The organism is Cupriavidus sp. 01L415 (assembly GCF_056400065.1).
Window position 1 is genome coordinate 142,851 of record NZ_JBFTSP010000003.1, and the last position, 19,537, is coordinate 162,387.

8 protein-coding genes are annotated in these 19,537 nt (G+C 68.4%); 6 read left to right on the plus strand and 2 right to left on the minus strand.

Annotated elements, in window-relative coordinates; all coding sequences use genetic code 11:
* The first annotated feature begins 435 nt into the window (after positions 1-435).
* The 5 genes from AC1DOX_RS08390 to malQ all read left to right on the plus strand — a co-directional run bounded on the left by AC1DOX_RS08390 (position 436) and on the right by malQ (position 14,050).
* Complete coding sequence (locus AC1DOX_RS08390; RefSeq protein WP_441616668.1) at positions 436-3,822, plus strand: maltotransferase domain-containing protein; 3,387 nt, start codon at positions 436-438, stop codon at positions 3,820-3,822.
* Positions 3,819-7,214, plus strand: a complete 3,396-nt coding sequence (gene treS, locus AC1DOX_RS08395; protein ID WP_441616666.1) for a maltose alpha-D-glucosyltransferase — start codon at positions 3,819-3,821, stop codon at positions 7,212-7,214. Before AC1DOX_RS08390 ends, treS begins: the two co-directional genes overlap by 4 nt.
* Complete coding sequence (glgB, locus tag AC1DOX_RS08400) at positions 7,201-9,480, plus strand: 1,4-alpha-glucan branching protein GlgB (protein WP_441616664.1); 2,280 nt, start codon at positions 7,201-7,203, stop codon at positions 9,478-9,480. Before treS ends, glgB begins: the two co-directional genes overlap by 14 nt.
* 140 nt (positions 9,481-9,620) lie before the next feature.
* On the plus strand, positions 9,621-11,768 hold the full coding sequence (glgX, locus tag AC1DOX_RS08405; RefSeq protein ID WP_441616662.1) for a glycogen debranching protein GlgX: 2,148 nt from the start codon (positions 9,621-9,623) through the stop codon (positions 11,766-11,768).
* Positions 11,765-14,050, plus strand: a complete 2,286-nt coding sequence (gene malQ, locus AC1DOX_RS08410; RefSeq protein WP_441616660.1) for a 4-alpha-glucanotransferase — start codon at positions 11,765-11,767, stop codon at positions 14,048-14,050. The genes glgX and malQ overlap by 4 nt, the downstream gene beginning before the upstream one ends.
* Positions 14,051-14,099: 49 nt before the next feature.
* Here the strand turns inward: malQ and AC1DOX_RS08415 are convergent, their stop codons facing one another.
* Positions 14,100-15,947, minus strand: coding sequence for a hybrid sensor histidine kinase/response regulator (locus AC1DOX_RS08415; protein ID WP_441616658.1), 1,848 nt, complete (start codon positions 15,945-15,947; stop codon positions 14,100-14,102).
* Positions 15,948-16,333: 386 nt separating this feature from the next.
* Complete coding sequence (locus AC1DOX_RS08420) at positions 16,334-16,516, minus strand: hypothetical protein (protein WP_441616656.1); 183 nt, start codon at positions 16,514-16,516, stop codon at positions 16,334-16,336.
* Positions 16,517-16,797: 281 nt separating this feature from the next.
* On the opposite strand from AC1DOX_RS08420, the gene AC1DOX_RS08425 reads away from it, so the two are divergent.
* Positions 16,798-19,311 carry a glycogen/starch/alpha-glucan phosphorylase gene (locus tag AC1DOX_RS08425; RefSeq protein ID WP_441616909.1) on the plus strand — a complete coding sequence of 838 codons (2,514 nt, stop codon included), beginning with the start codon at positions 16,798-16,800 and terminating at the stop codon, positions 19,309-19,311.
* Positions 19,312-19,537: the final 226 nt, after the last annotated feature.

Genomic DNA, 19,537 nt, shown 5'->3' on the forward strand with positions numbered 1-19,537 from the left:
GTTGAAGTCACAAGAACACCGGCTTGCTGCCGCAGGCTGCGGCGACAAGGAATCATTCCCCCGTGTTGTGAAGTAAAGGCAGTCAAGGTGATCACGGCAAGCCAAATGGTCGTGCGAGGTTGCAGGCTTCATGTTCAGCCGGCGCCGCCGGGGCGAGCGCTTCCATCTCCTGCATGGGGTGTGACGCAGGGCATTCCTGCCACGCCCGCGCGATGGCTCGTGTAGTTCTTACACGGCTGATGCGTCAGGAAATCATCGGGCATCCATCGCCATCCCTTGCCGCAATGCAACTAGACTGGATTGCGTGCGACGACGGCCGCGCCTGGCACATCCCTCGCATGTCTGGTCAGATTGGCGCCACCTGCCCGCCGGCGCCATCGGAACCATTCACGCGCGCCCGCCACACCCGGTCGCGCATGGCCAAGGACCTGTGACGTGCGAATTTGCCAGCTCAACCTGACCGAGGCCCGGGCAGTGGACGATGAAGCGCTCGTGCGCGCTGCGTCGCTCGGGTATGACTACGTTTTACTGGCCGGCTGGTCGGTACCCCATGTGCCGCCCGACGTACTGGCCGCCGCGCTGAAATCCTGCCGCCAGCGCGGCCTGCGTCCGCTGCTGGACCTCGCGCTGGATCGCTTTCCCGTCGATGTGGCTGCCATGCACGACAGCTGGGTCGATCATGCGCGACCCGCCGGCAGCCCGGAGGCGACCGACAACCATCTGCCCGGCGTACGGTTGCGCTGGCACGACGATGCCGTCGCCGCAGCACTGATCGCGTGGTGGAGCGCGCACGTCCGCGATGCCATCGACGCTGGCGCGGCGGGCTTCTGCTGCCGTGCACCATCGCGCGTTGCCGGACGGCACTGGGCGGAACTGATCGAGACGGTGACCCGCCCGGACGGGAATCGCCCACGCGACGACGAAACCGAAAGCGAGTCCAATAGCGAATCCACCAGCGAAGGCACGCGCGATACCGGACGCCCCGTGTTTCTCGCCTGGACACCCGGCACCACGCCCCGGCAGCTGGATGATCTGGCCAGAGCCCCCTTCGACGGCGCGTTTTCGTCATTGCCGTGGTGGGACTACCGCAGCGCGTGGCTGGCCGAGGAAATTGCGCGCCTGCGCCGCTTCGGCCACGTGCTGGCCGCTCCGGCCCTGGCCCCGAACGGGGCCGACGTGCTGGCCGCCCGCCGCGCGCTGTGGACCGCCGCTGCCATCGGCGACGGGCTGCTGGTGCCCGCTGGCTATGAAACCGGTGCCGGGGCGCCGCACGCCATCGACACCCAGCCGGCCGCCCAGTCCGACGGCCACTCCGACAACGTCGTCGATGCCCCCTATGACCTGACCCACGAACTGATACAGGCCAACGCCTGGCTGGCCGCGCGCGACCCCGCCCCCGCTGTCGCCGTGCGGCAGATCAGCGGGCCGGGCGCGCCGCTGACCGTGCTGGCCCGCGTGCCCGCCCATCCGGCCAATGGCGCGGCCGGTGCCCCGGCGCTGACCGTGGTGCTGAATCCGTGCCCCATCAAACCCGCCTCGTTCGGCGCCGACCGCGTGCTGAGCGCCTTGCCGCAGCCGGCCGCCACGCTGGAAGCCGCGAAAGGCGGGCCGGGCGGCACGCTGGATGTGGAAACCCGGCTGGGTCCATGCAACACGATCACGCTGCCGCCGGCCGACATCCGGCTGTATGAGGCCGTGCCGGTCCCCGTGGTTCCCTTCGCAGCCCGGCCTAAACGCAGCGCCGATGCCGCACGCCAGACCCCCGATCGCGTCGACCGTGAGCTAGCCGCCGCCATGGAGGCGACGCGCGTGGCGATCGAGAATCTCTCGCCCGCCACCGACAACGGCCGGTTTGCCGTGCGGCGCATCGTGGGCGAACGCGTGGAGGTCAGCGCCGATATCTGGATGGACGGCCACGACAAGCTGGCCGCCGTCGTGCTGTGGCGCGCACCGGGCGAACCGGCGTGGCAGACGTCCCCGATGGTCCATATCGTCAACGACCGCTGGTGCGGCAGCTTTCCGGTGGTGGCGCTGGGCCGCCACGAGTTCACCGTGGAAGCGTGGCGCGACACCTTTGCGAGCTGGGTCGACGAAATCGGCAAGAAGCGCAAGGCCGGCGTGGACGTGACGCTGGAGATCGAGGAAGGCGCGCGGCTGGTGGCCGCCACGCTGGGCACGCCGGAGGGCGGCGTACACGCCGTGATCGCCGACGCGGCCGCGATCCTTTCGGACCTGAGCGGCGCTGCCGGCGACGATGCCCTGCGCCTCGAAATAATGCTTTCGCCCCGCACGGAGGCCGCGATGCGCGCGGCGATGGACACGCCCGCGGGCCGGCCGTTCGCGAGCCGCTACCCGACCCCGATGCCGGTGGAAGCGGATCGCCTGGCCGCCCGTTTCAGCAGCTGGTACGAGCTTTTCCCGCGCTCCGAAAGCGGTGACGAACACCGGCACGGCACCTTCGACGACGTGATCCGCCGCCTGCCGGCCATCCGCGCGATGGGGTTCGACGTGCTGTACTTTCCGCCGATCCACCCCATCGGGCAGGTCCATCGCAAGGGCAAGAACAACAGCCTGAAGGCCGAACCCGGCGACGTCGGCAGCCCCTACGCGATCGGCGGCGCCGAAGGCGGCCACGATGCGATTCACCCGCAGCTCGGCACGATGGAAGACTTTCAGCGCCTGCGCCGCGCCGCGGCCGACATGGGCCTGGAGCTGGCGCTCGACTTCGCCATCCAGTGCGCGCCAGACCATCCGTGGCTGCGCGAGCATCCCGAGTGGTTCGCGCACCGGCCGGACGGATCGCTGCGCTACGCCGAAAACCCACCCAAGAAATACGAGGACATCGTCAACGTCGACTTCTACGCCGACCCGCCAGCCAGCACGCAACTCTGGCAGGCGCTGCGCGACGTGGTGATGTTCTGGGCCGACCACGGCGTGCGCATCTTCCGCGTGGACAATCCGCACACCAAGCCGCTGCCGTTCTGGGAATGGATGATCGCGGACGTGCGTGCGAAGCACCCCGACACGCTGTTCCTGGCCGAAGCCTTCACGCGGCCCAAGATGATGGCGCGGCTGGCCAAGCTGGGGTTTTCGCAGTCCTACACGTACTTCACGTGGCGCAACACCAAGGCCGAGCTGACCGAATACATGACGGAGCTGACCCAGACCTCGCTGCGCGAGTTCTATCGCCCGCACTTCTTCGTCAATACGCCGGACATCAACCCGTTCTTCCTGCACGAGGGCGGCCGGCCCGCGTTCCTGATCCGCGCGGCGCTGGCCGCTTTGCTGTCGGGGCTCTGGGGCATGTACTGCGGCTTCGAGGTCTGCGAAAGCGCACCGCTGATCCTGAGCGGCGTGGAACGCGAGGAATACCTCGATTCCGAGAAATACCAGTTGCGCGTGCGCGACTGGAACCAGCCGGGCAACATCGTCGCCGAGATCTCGCGCCTGAACCAGATCCGCGCCAGCCACCCGGCATTGCAGAACCATCTGGGCATCCGCTTCTATCACGCCGGCGACGACGCCGTGCTGTACTTCGCGCGCTTCGTGCCGGCCGGCGCCGAAGGCACGGGCACGTTCGGCGACGACGTACTGCTGGTGGCCATCAGCCTGGACCCGCGCCAGCCGCGCGAGGCCGATATCGAACTGCCGCTGTGGGAATGGGGCCTCCCGGACCATGCTTCGCTGCTGGCGGAAGACCAGCTGTCCGGCCACCGCTTCACGTGGCGCGGCAAGCGGCAGCACATCCGCCTGAATCCGCGCGAACTGCCCTTCGCCGTGTGGCATGTCAGGCCGGAACCCCTTCCGGGAGACACAGCATGAAGCGTCTCTCGGACCGCAACAGCGGCGCACTGCTCAACGCCGACCCGCTCTGGTACAAGGATGCGGTGATTTACCAGCTGCACATCAAGTCATTCTTCGATGCCAACGGCGACGGCGTCGGCGATTTTGCCGGACTGCTGGCCAAGCTGGACTACCTGGTCAACCTGGGTATCGACACGATCTGGCTGCTGCCGTTCTACCCGTCGCCGCGCCGCGATGACGGCTACGATATCGCCGACTACCGCAACGTGCATCCGGACTATGGCACGCTCGCCGATGCGCGCCGCTTTATCACCGCCGCACACGCGCGCGGCCTGCGCGTGATCACGGAGCTGGTCATCAACCACACATCGGACCAGCACCCGTGGTTCCAGCGCGCGCGCAAGGCCCGCCCGGGTTCCGCCGCCCGCAACTACTACGTCTGGTCCGACAACGACCAGGCCTACGCCGGCACCCGCATCATTTTCTGCGATACCGAGAAGTCCAACTGGAGCTGGGACGCCGAGGCCGGCGCGTACTTCTGGCACCGCTTCTATTCGCACCAGCCCGACCTGAACTTCGACAATCCGCAGGTGCTCAACGAGGTGCTGTCGGTGATGCGGTTCTGGCTCGACATCGGCGTGGACGGCCTGCGGCTGGACGCCGTGCCCTACCTCGTGGAGCGGGAAGGCACGAGCAACGAGAACCTGCCGGAGACCCACGACATCATCCGCAAGATCCGGCGGCACCTGGACGAGCACTACAAGGGGCGCCTGCTGCTGGCGGAAGCCAACATGTGGCCCGAGGATGCCCAGCAGTATTTTGGCGGCATGAGCGGCGGCGGATCGGCCGACACCACGGGCGCGGCCAGCCCCGACGGCGGCGTGATGGGCGACGAATGCCACATGGCGTTCCACTTTCCGCTGATGCCGCGCATGTACATGGCCATCGCCCGTGAAGACCGCTTCCCGATCACGGACATCATGCGGCAGACGCCGGAGGTGCCGCCCAACTGCCAGTGGGCCATCTTCCTGCGCAATCACGACGAGCTGACGCTGGAGATGGTGACCAGCAGCGAGCGCGACTACCTGTGGGAGGTCTATGCCTCCGACCGCCGCGCGCGGATCAACCTGGGCATCCGCCGCCGCCTGGCACCGCTGATGGAGCGTGACCGCCGCCGCATCGAACTGATGAACAGCCTGCTGTATTCCATGCCGGGCACGCCGGTGATCTACTACGGCGACGAGATCGGCATGGGCGACAACATACATCTGGGCGACCGCGACGGCGTGCGCACGCCGATGCAGTGGTCGCCCGACCGCAACGGCGGCTTCTCACACGCTGACCCGGAGCGGCTGGTGCTGCCGCCGCTGCAGGGGCCGTTGTACGGCTACGAAGCCGTCAACGTGGAAGCCCAGACGCGCGACCCGCATTCGCAGCTGAACTGGGTGCGCCGCATGCTGGCGCTGCGCCGGCAGCATCGCGCGTTCGGCCGTGGCACGCTGCGCTTCCTGTTTCCCGGCAATCGCAAGATCCTGGCATACCTGCGCGAAGGCGACGGCGAACACATCCTCTGCGTGGCCAACCTGTCCCGCGCGCCGCAGGCGGTGGAACTCGACCTGTCGCAGTTCGCCGGACGCGTGCCGGTGGAAATGCTCGGCGCCACCCCGTTCCCGGCAATCGGCCAGCTCACGTACCTGCTGACGCTGCCGCCGTACGGCTTCTACTGGTTTGTCCTGAGCGAGGATGCCCAGCCGCCGTCGTGGCATGTGGATGCGCCGGAGCAGATGGTCGACCAGGTGACGCTGGTGCTGCAGAACAATGCCGGGCGCTCGGAGCTGACCGAATCCGCGCGCCGTGCGCTGACCACGGAAGTGCTGCCTGGCTACCTGGCGCGCCGCCGCTGGTTCGCGTCGAAAGGCGAGAAGATCGAGCGCGTGGCGGTAGCCTATGCCTGGCCGGTCGCCCGGACGAATGCCGGCGAAGAGGTCTTCCACTGCGAGGTGGAGGTCACGCTGCCGGGCCGCACCGAGTGCTACCAGTTGCCCATGGCGCTGATCTGGGACCGCGAAAGCACCGAGGGTCTGTCGCAGCTTGCGCACGGCCTGACGATGGCCCGCGTACGGCGCGGCAGCCGGATCGGCGTGGCCACGGACGGCTTCGTGATCGAAGCATTTGCGCGCGCCATGGTCAAAGCGCTGCGCGACGGCACCACGGCGCAGACCTCGCACGGCGTGATCCGCTTCCTGCCCGAGCCGGGGCTGGCCGGCGTGCCGCTGGAAGACGAACCCCTGCAATGGATGTCGGCCGAGCAGTCCAACAGCTCGCTGGCCTATGGCAACGCGGCGGTACTCAAGGTCGTGCGCCGCGTGGCGGGCGGCATCCACCCGGAGGCCGAGATGACGCGCTACCTGACCAGCCACGGCTACGCCCATTCGGCCCCGCTGCTGGGCGAAGTGGTCCGCACAGGCGCCGACGGCACGCCCCACACGCTGATGCTGCTGCAGGGCTACATCCTAAACCAGGGCGATGGCTGGGACTGGACGCTGGACTACCTGGGCCGATCCATCGACGACGCGCTGCCCGCCTCCGAAAGCGAGGACGAGTTTGCCGAAGCCATGGGCGGCTATTCGGCGATGGTCGGCACGCTGGGCCGGCGGCTGGCGGAACTCCATGCCGTGGTGGCGCGACCGACCGACGACCCCGCCTTCGCGCCGGAGCCGGCCGGCGAGGCGCAGGCCGGCGAATGGGCCGAGGAGGCGCTGAAATCGCTGCATGAAGCGCTGACGCTGCTGGCGGCCCGGCGCAAGGACGCCACCGGCGACTTAGCCGCCGACATCGATACGCTGCTCGCTTCCCGTGACAAGCTGCCGCACCTGGTATCGCGGCTCGCCACCGCCGCACCCGGCAGCCTGCAGACGCGCATCCATGGCGACTTCCACCTTGGCCAGGTGCTGATCGCGCAGAACGATACCTACCTGGTGGATTTCGAAGGCGAGCCCCGGCAGCCGCTGGCGTTCCGCCGGCGCAAGACGTCGCCGCTGCGCGACGTGGCCGGCCTGCTGCGTTCGCTCGACTACGCGGCCGCCACCGTCGGCACCGATCGCCAGGAACGCACCCACGCCACGCTGCCGCCCGCGCTGGCGGAGCGTCGCGCGGGCCTGCTGGACCGCTTCCGGGCCACGGCCAGCGAAGCCTTCCTGCACTGCTACCAGCAGACGATGGAAAACGCACCGCGCCAGTGGGCCGGGCCGGCACAGCTGCAACCGCTACTGGATCTCTTCCTGCTGGAGCGCGCGGCGTACGAAGTGGGCTACGAGGCCGCCAACCGCGTCGCCTGGATCGACCTGCCCACCAGCGGGCTGGCGCGGCTGGTCCGCAAGCTGTTGGGAGCCAATCATGCGCAGAGCTGACGGCGCCATCGCGGAACACGCGCCGCCCACGTTGCCGGAACCGGTCATCGACGCCCTGCTGCAGGGCCGGTTGGCCGATCCGTTCGGCGTGCTGGGCCCGCATCGCGACGAACATGGCGTCGTGGTCCGCGCGATGCTGCCGGGCGCCGCATCGGTGCAGCTTGCCGATGCCGGCGGCAAGCCGCTCACCCCGATGATCGCGCTGCACCCCGGCGGCGTCTTCGCGGGGCGGTTGCCCGGCTTCGATGACGATTCATTCAAGGGCGGCCGGCCCGGCGTGCGCGACTATCGCCTGTTGATCCGCTGGCCGGACGGCAACGAGCAATGCAGCGCGGACCCCTACGCCTTCGGGCTGCTGCTGGGTGAACTGGACCTGCACCTGCTGAACGAAGGCCGCCATCTGGAACTTGGCAAGTGCCTCGGCGCGCAATGCCTGACCGTCGAGGGCGAGACAGGCATCCGCTTTGCCGTCTGGGCGCCCAACGCGCAACGCGTCTCCGTGATCGCCGATTTCAATGGCTGGAACCCGGCGCGCCATCCGATGCGGCTGCGTCATGGCGCGGGCATGTGGGAGCTGTTCATCCCCGGTACGATGGGCGCCGCCGCAGGCAGCCGCTACAAGTACGACGTGATCGGCGCCCACGGCACCGCGCTGCCCGACAAGGCGGACCCGTTGGCGCTGGCCACAGAGCCGCCACCGGCCACCGCGTCGGTGGTCGCGTGCGCGGGCCAGAGCGCCCCGCCATTCCGCTGGAACGATGCCGCGTGGATGGCAAGGCGCACCAGCACCGACCCGCACGCGGCGCCGATGTCCGTCTACGAACTCCACGCCATGTCGTGGCAACGCGCGGCCAACGATACCGGCCACGGCTGGGAGATCCTCGCCGAGCGGCTGGTGCCGTACATCCGCGACCTCGGCTTCACGCACGTCGAGCTGCTACCGGTCACCGAGCATCCGTTCGGCGGGTCATGGGGCTACCAGCCGCTGTCGCTGTTCGCGCCGACCTCGCGGCTGGGGCCGCCCGAGCAGTTCGCCGCGTTCGTCGACCGTTGCCATCAGGCCGGGATCGGCGTGATCCTCGACTGGGTGCCCGCGCACTTTCCCACGGATCCGCACGGGCTGGCCGAATTCGATGGCACCGCGCTGTACGAACACGCGGACCCCCGCGAGGGCTTTCATCAGGACTGGAACACGCTGATCTACAACCTTGGCCGCAACGAGGTGCGCGGCTTCCTGCTGGCCGGCGCCGTGCATTGGCTCGAACACTTTCACGCCGATGCGCTGCGCGTGGATGCGGTGGCGTCGATGCTGTACCGCGACTACAGCCGCGAGCCGGGGCAATGGGTGCCCAACCGCTTTGGTGGCCGCGAAAACCTGGAAGCGGTGGCCTTCCTGCGCGAGCTCAATACCGTGGTGCGCCAACGTTGCCCGGGTGCGCTGACCATCGCCGAGGAATCCACGGCGTGGCCCGGCGTGACCGCCAGCGTGGAGTCCGGCGGACTGGGCTTCACCTTCAAATGGAACATGGGCTGGATGCACGACACGCTGCGCTACCTGGGCCACGCGCCGATCCACCGCGCCTGGCATCACCAGGACATGACATTCGGCATGGTCTACGCCTGGTCCGAGGCGTTCGTGCTGCCGCTCTCGCACGACGAGGTGGTGCACGGCAAGGGGTCGATGATCGCCAAGGCACCCGGCGACGACTGGCAACGCTTTGCCAACCTGCGTGCCTACTACGGCTTCATGTGGACGCATCCCGGCAAGAAGCTGCTGTTCATGGGCGGCGAATTCGCCCAGTGGCGCGAATGGAACCACGACGAGGAGCTCGACTGGGCGCTCCTCGACCAGCCTGCCCATCGAGGCGTGCATTCGCTGGTGCGCGACCTGAACCGCCTTTATCGCGAGCTGCCCGCACTGCACGCGATGGACCATCGGCCCGAAGGTTTCCAGTGGGTGGTGGGCGACGACAACCACAACAGCGTCTTTGCCTACCTGCGCCGCGCGGCGCCGGACAGCCGCGAGGTGGTGCTGGTAGTCGTGAACATGACCCCGGTGCCGCGCCGCGGCTACCGGCTGGGCGTGCCCTTCGCCGGCGCGTGGGAGGAATGCCTGAATACCGACGCGGCGTGCTACGGCGGCAGCAACATGGGCAACGGCGGCCACGCGGAGGCCGGCAAGACCCCGTCGCACGGGCTCCCGGCATCGCTCACCCTGACGCTGCCGCCGCTCGCCACGCTGATCCTGCGCTTGCGCGCTCCATGACGCGGCAGCGCATCTCCAATACGAGGCACTATAAAAATGAAGCGAAGCGGTTCTGGCCAGACGCGCGGCCGGCAAGGCCGCGCAACGACGCCAGAATCATTTTGATAGTGCCTCTAACAACGAACCAAGGAATCCTACGCATGGCCGGCGCCCCCATTGATCGCCTGCTGCCTGGCAAGCCCGGCCCGCTCGGCGCGCACTGGGACGGACTGGGCATCAACTTCGCGGTGTTTTCCGCGAATGCCAGCCGCATCGACCTGTGCCTGTTCTCGGCCAACGGCCGCAAGGAAATCCAGCGCCTGCCCCTGCCGGAATGCACCGACGAGATCTGGCATGGCTACCTGCCGCACGCGCAGCTCGGCACGCTCTATGGCTATCGCGCCTTCGGCCCCTACGAACCCACGCGCGGCCATCGCTTCAATCCGCACAAGCTGCTGCTCGATCCGTATGCGCGCCAGCTCAATGGTCCGGTGCGCTGGTCCGATGCGCTGTTCGGCTACCGGCTCAACAGCCCGCGCGCCGACCTGACGCCGGACCGTCGCGACAGCGCGCCCACCATGCCCAAGGCGGTCGTGGTGGATGCAAGCTTCCACTGGGGCGACGACCGGCCGCCGGCCGTGCCGTGGTCGCACACCTCGATCTACGAGGTGCATGTGCGCGGGGCGTCAATGCTGCGCGAGGACCTGCTGCCGTATTTCCGCGGCACGTTCTCCGCGCTGGCCGACCGCCGCTTTGTCGATCATCTGGTCAGGCTTGGCGTGACGTCCGTGGAGTTGCTGCCGATCCACGCCTTCCTGCAGGACCGCTTCCTGGTGGAACGGGGCCTGCGCAACTACTGGGGCTACAACACGCTGTGCTTCTTCGCGCCAGAGCCGCTGTACCTGGCGGCCAACCAGCTCCACGAAGTCAAGGTGGCCGTGCGGCGCCTGCACGCGGCGGGTATCGAAGTCATCCTGGATGTGGTCTACAACCACACGTGCGAAGGCAACGCGCTTGGACCGACGATATCCTGGCGCGGGCTCGACAACGCCAGCTACTACCGCCTGATGCCCGGCGACGAGCGCCACTACATCAACGACACCGGCTGCGGGAATACGCTGAACCTGTCGCATCCGCGCGTGCTGCAGATGGTGATGGATTCCCTGCGCTACTGGGTGGAATGCTTCCACGTGGACGGTTTTCGCTTCGACCTCGGCAGCACGCTGGGCCGCGAGAGCAATGGCTTCGACCCCGGCGCGGGGTTCTTCGACGCCATCCTGCAGGACCCGGTGCTGTCGCGCGTCAAGCTGATCTCGGAACCGTGGGACCTGGGCCCCGGCGGCTATCAGGTCGGCAACCATCCGCCCGGTTTTGCCGAATGGAACGACAAGTTCCGCGACAACGTCCGGCGCTTCTGGCGCGGCGACCCCGGCCAGCGCGGCGAACTGGCGGCCCGGCTGACCGGCTCCGCCGATCTATTCGACCGGCGGCACCGCAAGCCGTGGGCCAGCGTCAACTTCATCACCGCGCACGACGGCTTTACGCTGGCGGACCTGGTCAGCTACCAGGGCAAACACAACGAGGCCAATGGCGAGGACAACCGCGACGGCACGGATGACAACGCCAGCGCCAACTGGAGCCCGGACGGCAGCGTGGAAGGGCCCACCGATGACGAGGCAATCCTGGAGACCCGCAGCCGCGTGGCGCGCGCGATGATGTCCACGCTGCTGCTGTCGCAGGGCACGCCGATGCTCACGGCTGGCGACGAATGGGGCCGCAGCCAGCAGGGCAACAACAACGCCTACTGCCAGGACAACGTCCTGTCCTGGCTCGACTGGGAGGCCGCGGAGGACCTCTCCAACGCGCCGATGCGCGCCTGTGTGAGCCAGCTGCTGGCATTGCGGCGGCAGTTGCCCGTGCTGCGGGAGAACCGCTTCGTGCATGGGCGCTCACGTCCGGCGCCGGGGTTGCCCGATATCGCGTGGTACGGCCCCGACGGCAACGAGCTGTCGCCGGAGCAATGGGCCAACCCCGAGGACCGCACGCTGGCATTGCGCCGCGCCGCGCACAGCGCCGACGACGAAGTGGAGGTCATCCTGCTATGCCTGAACGCCGGCAACGATGACGTGGTGTTCCGTCCGCCAGCGCCGGGCGAGGACTGGCGTGTGCTGTTCGACAGCGCCGCGCCCGACGTCGGCGAGGTTGCCGCCCCGGCGGACGCGGACGGCAAGCCGGCATACACCGTCGTGGCGCACAGCGTGGCCTTGCTGCTGGCCGCCGTGCCGAAGGAAGAGGAGGAGGCCGCATGAATCCCGCTGACCCGACCCCGCTGGAACGACTGGCCCGGCACGCCGGCCTGCAAACGGATTGGCGCGATGCCTGGGGCCAGCCGCGGTCCCTCGCCCCCGACGCGCTGCGCGCGGTGCTGACCGCGATGGACCTGCCGTGCGGCACACCCGGCGAATGCGAGTCCTCGCGCGCGCGCCTGGCCGCCGACGATGCCGCGCATCCGCTGCCGCCGCTGACTACTGCCGATCAGGGCCAGCCGGTCAAGGTGCCCTGCGTGGATGCGCAGGCACAGCGCCCATACCGGCTGGAGCTGGAGGATGGCAGCAGCGTGGAGGGCATCGCCCACCGCATCGAACGGAGCGTTGACAACAGCGGCGATCAGGGCGACCTGGGCAGCGACCGGAGCGGCGTCGGCATGATGGAGATTCCGCCAATCGGCACGTGGGGCTACCACCGTTTGCTGCTGGGCGATCTGGAGACCACGGTCGCCGTGGCGCCGCCCCGCTGCTACGGTGTGGCCGATGCGCTGGCGGCGTCGCCCCGCGCCGCGCACGCGTACAAGCCGTGGGGCCTGTCCGTGCAGCTCTACAGCCTGCGGCGCGGCGCACCGACCGGACTGGGCGACCTGACCACGCTGGCGCTCTGCTGCGAGGCCGCCGCGCGCGAGCATGCCGATGCGGTGGCGATCAACCCGCTGCACGCCGGCTTTGCCGCGCTTCCGGCGCGCTACAGCCCGTATGCGCCATCGAGCCGCCTGTTCCACAGCCCGCTCTACGCGGACCCGGCCGCGCTGTTCGGGCAGGACGCCGTGGATCAGGGCATTGCGGCGCTACGCCTCGGCCACACGCTGGCCGCGGCGGAAGCGCGGGCGGAAATCGACTGGCCGGCGCTGTCCCGCGCGCGCTATGCGCTGCTGCGCTGGCTGTGGGATCGCCATGAAACGTTGCTGCCCACCGATGCGCTGCGGGCCTTCTCGGCGTTCCGCGCACGCGGCGGCAACGCGTTGCTCGCGCACGCCTGCTTCGAGGCGATTCAGGCCGAGCGCCTGGATGCCGCACAAGGCGCCGCGCAAGGCGGCGCCCACGCTCACTCACAAGCCAGTAAGTCATCCGGCAAGCAAGCCGAAGCGGCCACCGACTGGCGTCGCTGGCCGGTCTCGCTGCATGCGCCGAACGGCGCGGCGGTCACCGCCTTCGCCACGATGCATCCGGACGAGATCGGCTACCACACGTTCCTGCAATGGCTGGCCGCCACCGGGCTTGGCGACGCGCAACGCCGCGCGCGCGAGGCAGGCATGGCCATCGGCGTGATTGCCGACCTGGCCGTGGGGACCGACCCCGGCGGCAGCCATGCGTGGACGCGGCAGGCCGAGATCCTCGATGGCTTTCATGCAGGCGCGCCACCCGATCTATACAACCCACTCGGGCAGGACTGGGGCGTGGCCGTGTTCTCGCCACGGGGATTGCGTCGGCATGGCTACGCGGCCTTTATCGAAATGCTGCGCGCCAACCTGGCCCACGCCGGCGGGCTGCGGATCGACCATGTGCTGGGACTGGCGCGGATGTGGCTGGTTCCGGCGGGCGCACCGGCCAGCGCCGGGGCCTATCTCACCTATCCGCTCGACGACCTGCTGCGACTGGTGGCGCTGGAGTCATGGCGGCACCACGCGATCATCATCGGCGAGAACCTTGGCACCGTTCCCGAATCCCTGAACGCGGCGCTCGCGGCGCGCGGGGTACTGGGCATCGACGTGCTGTGGTTCGAACGCATGGCGACCGACGAACCGGCGCCGGACGACACGGAGGCCCCCAGCGCGGCCGGGCCCGTCACGGCCCCCTTCCTGCCGCCCGAACGGTGGCCCGCACAGGCCGTCGCCACGACCACCACGCACGACCTGCCGACGATCGTCGGCTGGTGGGCGGGCAACGACATCGCGTGGCGCGCGCGGCTGCATCACCTGGGCGAGAACGAGACCGAGGACAGCCTGATGGCCTTGCGTGCCGTGGAACGCGCGGCCCTGTGGCAAGCGATGTGCGATGCCGGGCTGGCGAGCGGCGCCGCGCCGGGTCCGACCATGGCGCCCGTGGAAATCATCCTGCGCTGGCTCGGCCGCGCAGGCACCCCGTTACGGCTGGTTCCGGTGGAAGACCTGCTCGGCGCGGCCGAGCAACCCAACCTGCCGGGCACGGTGACGGACCATCCCAACTGGCTGCGGCGACTCGATACCGACGTTCGGGAGATATTCGCGCAGGCCGAAGTGCGCGCGCGCGTGGAGGCGGTGCGTGATGACAAGGCGTGCTGAGTTGCGGGGAGAGGCAGTAAGCGCGGTGGCCTGCGGCGCTGCCAGCGGCCTAATTCGCACCCTCGCCCGCGAGAGCCTGGCAGAGCACCTCGATCGTCAGCGGTTTGACCAGATGATCGTCGAAGCCCGCCGCCTTCGTCCTGCGGCGATCCTCCGCCGTGCCCCGGCCGGTGAGCGCGAACACGCGCAGTCTGGCAGACGCCCCCGCCGTGTCGTCCGCGTGCAGCGCCGCCAGCACCTCGAAGCCGCTCATGTCCGGCATTTCCAGGTCCAGCAGCACCACGTCGGGCGCAAAGCTGCGCGCCAGCGCCAGCGCTTCCATGCCGTTGTAGGCGGGCCGCGCCTCGTGCCCCAGCACGGTCAGCAGCGCCGCCATGCTGTCCGCGGAATCCGGACTGTCGTCCACGATGAGGATGCGCCGGCCGGTGCAATCCGCCGAGACCGCGCGCGGTACGCTGACGCCGCCCATCTCCACCTCTGGCAGCATCACCGTGAATGTGCTGCCTTGCCCTTCGCCCGCGCTGCGGGCCTGAATGGCGCCGCCATGCGCTTCCACGACGGCGCGCGCCAGCGCCAGGCCGATGCCGAGGCCGCCGCGCGCGCTGCCGTCCTCCCCTTCCTGCGAAAACAGGTTGAAGATGCGGTCAAGCGCATCCGGCGCAATGCCCTGGCCCGTATCGCCAACGGCGGTGATGACGTTGCCGTCCTCGGCGCTCACATGCACTGATATCGCACCGCCGCGCGGGGTGTACTTGGTGGCGTTGCTCAGCAGGTTGGCCAGCACCTGTCCCAGACGGGCCGCATCGGCGTTGACGAAGAGCGGGTCGCGCGGCAGCGTCACCGTCAGGCTCTGGCCCGCCGCGTCCAGCACCGGGCGAATGGCCTCGACGGCGGCCGTCACGATCTCGTTGTACAGGGTGGGCACCGGCTGCACCCTGAGTTTTCCGGCAGTGACGCGGCCCACGTCCATCAGGTCGGTCACCAGCCGGGTCAGCAGCTGGATCTGGCGGCCGATGATTTCCGCGCAACGGTGGATGCGACCGTCCGGCGCGGGTGTCAGGCGGATGACATCCACGGCATTGCGGATCGGCGCCAGCGGATTGCGCAGCTCGTGCGCCAGCACGGCCAGGAAGGCCTGCACGCGCCGGCTGGCCCCTTCCAGTTCCTCCAGCCGCGCCGCATCGGAAATATCCCGCGCGGCCCACAGGATGCCGGTCGGACAGGATGCCGCATCGCGCAACAGCACCGCCCGGATCAGACAGCGGACGAGCGTTCCGTCCTGCCGCTGCAAACGATCTTCGCCCTCCCACTGGCCGGTGGCGCGCACGTCGTTCAGCACGGCCAGGTCATTGCCGGCGGCGACGTCCGGCCGCGCGTACAGCATCGACAACGGCTGGCCAACCGCCTCCTGCTCGGCGTAGCCGAAGATGCCGGCCGCGCCGCGGCTCCATTCGCGGATCTCGCCCTCAGTGCTCAGTTCGCAGACCGCGTGGTCGTACAGCGTGTCCGCCAGGAGCAGCCGTCGCGCCTCGGCCAGCCTGGCGTTTTCCTCGGCCGCATACTGGATGGTGATGTCGCGGCAGACCACCGCGAAGCCGTCCGTCTGGCCGTCGGGGCCGGTGATGGCCGTCATCACCGCGCTGGCATAGAACACGCTCCCGTCGCGCCGCACACGCCAGCCCTTGTCCTCGGCCCTGCCGGTGGCACGAGCCGCTTCGAACCAGCGGCCGGGCTCGCCCTGGGCGATGGATTCGGGTGTATGCAAGCACGAGAAATGCTGTCCGGCGATGTCGTCCGCCGTATAGAGCAAGGCGCGCCGCGCCGCCGCGGTCCATTCTCGCACGTGGCCATCCGGCGACAACGCGAAGATGGCGGTGTCGTCCACGGCGTCGAGCATGGCGTACGCTCGCGCAGCCCGTTCCCCGTCAGTTTGTGCGACCGCATCGGTGCCCGCACCATCGCGGGACGGTACAAGGTCCGACGTCCACGGATCCGGCATGGAAACTCTCTCTTGTGGCGTAAGCGCTGCTTTTCCTGGAAGCTTGGGTTGTTGCGGCCATCCCGCCGCCGCTGGTGCTGGCATTGCTGGCACGCGTCCCGCGCGGTCACGGGGGGCGTGGGGCGGCAACTTCCCGCCGGCATGGCACGCCGGCGCTTTCATCATAGCGCTCGTTGTGCCGGCAACGGCCTCCGCCGCCGGCACAAACGCCAGAGATTACGTAAAAAAAGATACAAGACCGCACGCCGCGATGGCGCTGCGCGCCCGGCTGGCCCGACAGGGCCTCAGCAGGGCGCCGGGGCCGGGGCCCGCGCCTTGCCGGCGTGTTGCCTGGCCGATGGTGGCACCGGATGCTTGTCGGGCAGGTTGCGTGCCGGCTGGTCCCCTTTTTCCTTGTTGTGGTCGGGGCTCTGGTCGGGTCGATGGTCCGGGCGGCGGACGGGCTCTTGGGGGATCGGGTTCGTCATGATGGGCCTCGGAACAGTGAGCGGAGACAGGGAGTCCATCTCTCCCATCTCCGAGCAGGTTTCATACCAGCGTCGCGCGCGTAACGGTAACGGCGGGTAACGACGGGTAACGGGTAACGGCGCGGGCGCATCAGATTGCCTAGCATGACTGTCTGGGGCATTGCCCCGCGTTTTGACTCAGGAGCCAAGCGATGACCGATGCATCCCGGCTGCGGCCGGCCCCGGACGCGGCAGCCCATCCCGGCACGAGTACCGATCATGCCGACGACACCCGTACCGCGATGTCCAGCGCCACGATCCGGCGTGCGTTCCTCGACCATGTCTTCTACACGCAGGGCAAGCTGCCCGGCCATGCCAGCGGCAACGACCTGTACCAGGCGCTGGCCCACACCGTGCGCGACCGCCTGGTGCAGCGCTGGATCAGCACGGCCGAAGCCTATGAAAGCCAGCCGTCGCGCACCGTGGCCTACCTGTCCGCGGAATTCCTGATGGGCCCGCACCTCGGCAACAACCTCGTCAACCTGGGCATCTTCGACGAAGTCCGCGCGGCCATGGCCACGCTGGACCTGGACCTGGACGACATCCTCGCGCAGGAGGAAGAACCCGGGCTAGGCAACGGTGGCCTGGGCCGGCTGGCGGCCTGCTTCATGGACTCGCTGGCAACGCTGGAGATTCCCGCTGTTGGCTACGGCATCCGCTATGAGTATGGCATCTTTCACCAGAGCATCGTCGACGGCATGCAGGTGGAATCCACCGATACGTGGCTGCGCCACGGCAACCCCTGGGAGATCCAGCGTTCCGAATGGGCCGTACAGGTCCGCCTGGGCGGCCACACGGAGCATTACACCGATGACCGCGGCCGCTACCGCGTGCGGTGGGCGCCCGTCAAGACCGTGGTGGGCGTGCCGTTCGATTCGCCGATCCTCGGCTACCGCGTCAATACGGTCAACACCCTGCGGCTGTGGCGCGCGGAAGCCACGGAGGCCTTCGACTTCCATATCTTCAATCGCGGCGACTACCTGGGGGCGGTCGACAAGAAGGTGACGTCGGAGAACCTGACCAAGGTGCTCTACCCCAACGATGAAACCCGGCAAGGCAAGGAACTTCGGCTGGAGCAGCAGTACTTCTTCGTGGCGTGCTCGTTGCAGGACATGCTGCGGGTAATGGCCACGCATGGCATTCCCGTGACTCGCTTCCACGAGAAGTTCGCGGTGCAGCTCAATGACACGCACCCGGCCATCGGCATCGCCGAACTGATGCGGCTGCTGGTGGACGACCACGACCTGGCCTGGACGGAAGCCTGGGACATCACGCGGCGCGCCTTTGCCTACACCAACCACACGCTGCTGCCCGAGGCGCTGGAGCAATGGCCACTGCCGCTGTTCCGCCGCATCCTGCCCCGGCACCTGGAAATCATCTTCGAGATCAATGCGCGCTTCCTGGAAGAGGTGCGCATCCGCTTCTACGGCGACGAATCGCGGCTGGAACGGCTGTCGCTGATCAACGAGCACGGTGAGCGGCACGTGCGCATGGCCAACCTCGCGTGCGTGGGCAGCCACGCCATCAACGGCGTGGCGGAACTGCATTCGCGGCTGATGCGCGAGGACGTGCTCAAGGACGTCTATGCAATGTGGCCCGAGAAGTTCACCAGCATCACCAACGGGGTGACGCCCCGGCGCTGGCTGGCGCTGTCCAACCCGCGCCTGACGCGGCTGGTCACCGAAGTCATCGGGGACGGCTGGATCAAGGACCTGGACGAATTGCGGGCGCTGGCGCCCCATGCGGAGGACGCCGGGTTCCGGGAGCGCTGGCAGGCGGTGCGGCGCGACAACAAGGACGACCTCGCCCGCCTGGTGCGCGACTGCACGGGCGTGGCGGTCGATCCGGCGTCGATGTTCGATGTCATGGTCAAGCGCATCCACGAGTACAAGCGCCAGCACCTGGCCGTGCTGCATATCATCGCCCTCTACCACCGCATCAAATCCGACCCGCACGCCGAGGTGCAGCCCCGCACCTTCCTGTTCGCAGGCAAGGCGGCGCCCGGTTACCACTACGCCAAGCTGATGATCCGCTTCATCACCTCCGTGGCCGAGGTGGTCAACCGCGACCCGCAAGTGCGGGACCGCCTGAAGGTCGTCTTCCTGCCGAACTTCAATGTGACCTACGGCCAGAAGATCTATCCGGCGGCGGACGTGTCCGAGCAGATCTCGCTGGCCGGCAAGGAAGCGTCCGGCACCGGCAACATGAAGTTCGCGATGAACGGCGCCATCACCATCGGCACCATGGACGGCGCCAACATCGAGCTGCGCGATGCCATCGGCGCGGATCACTTCTTCCCGTTCGGCCTCAACGCGTCCGAGGTCTATGCGCTGAAGGCCGCCGGCTACCATCCGTCGGCGTTCTACGACAGCAGCCCGGAACTGCGCGCCGTGGTCGAGCTGATCCAGCATGGTTTCTTCAGCAAGGGCGATACCGCGCTGTTCCGGCCGCTGTTCGACGGGCTGCTCCAGCATGACCCCTATCTGCTGATGGCGGACTTCGCGTCCTACTTCCACTGTCAGCAGGAAGTGTCCGTCGCCTATGCCGATACGCCGCGATGGCAGCGCATGTCCGTGCTGTCGTGTGCGCACTCGGGCCGCTTTTCGTCCGACCGTGCGATTCGCGAGTACTGCGAGCGGGTATGGCACGTGCACCCGGTGCCGGTTTGCCTGCTGCGCCGCTCCAGCGGGCACATCCAGGGCGCGCGACGTCCCGGTGGCGAGCACAGTAGCGGGTTCAGCGTGCGCTGCACATGATGCCTGCCGGCACGCAGGCGGAGATGTTCATTTTTCCGATGCGCACACGCGCGCGCAGTTTCTACAATGGTGGCTGGCAGCTTATACATGCACATGGGCCGCCGGCCGCGACAGATCGCTGCGCGGTGCCGGGCCGCAGGTCTGGCACGGTGTTCGCAACGCAGTTCCGGCGTGTTGGGTTGGGCAAGACAACACGAGGACGGGCGCATCCGCGCAGCGACGAATT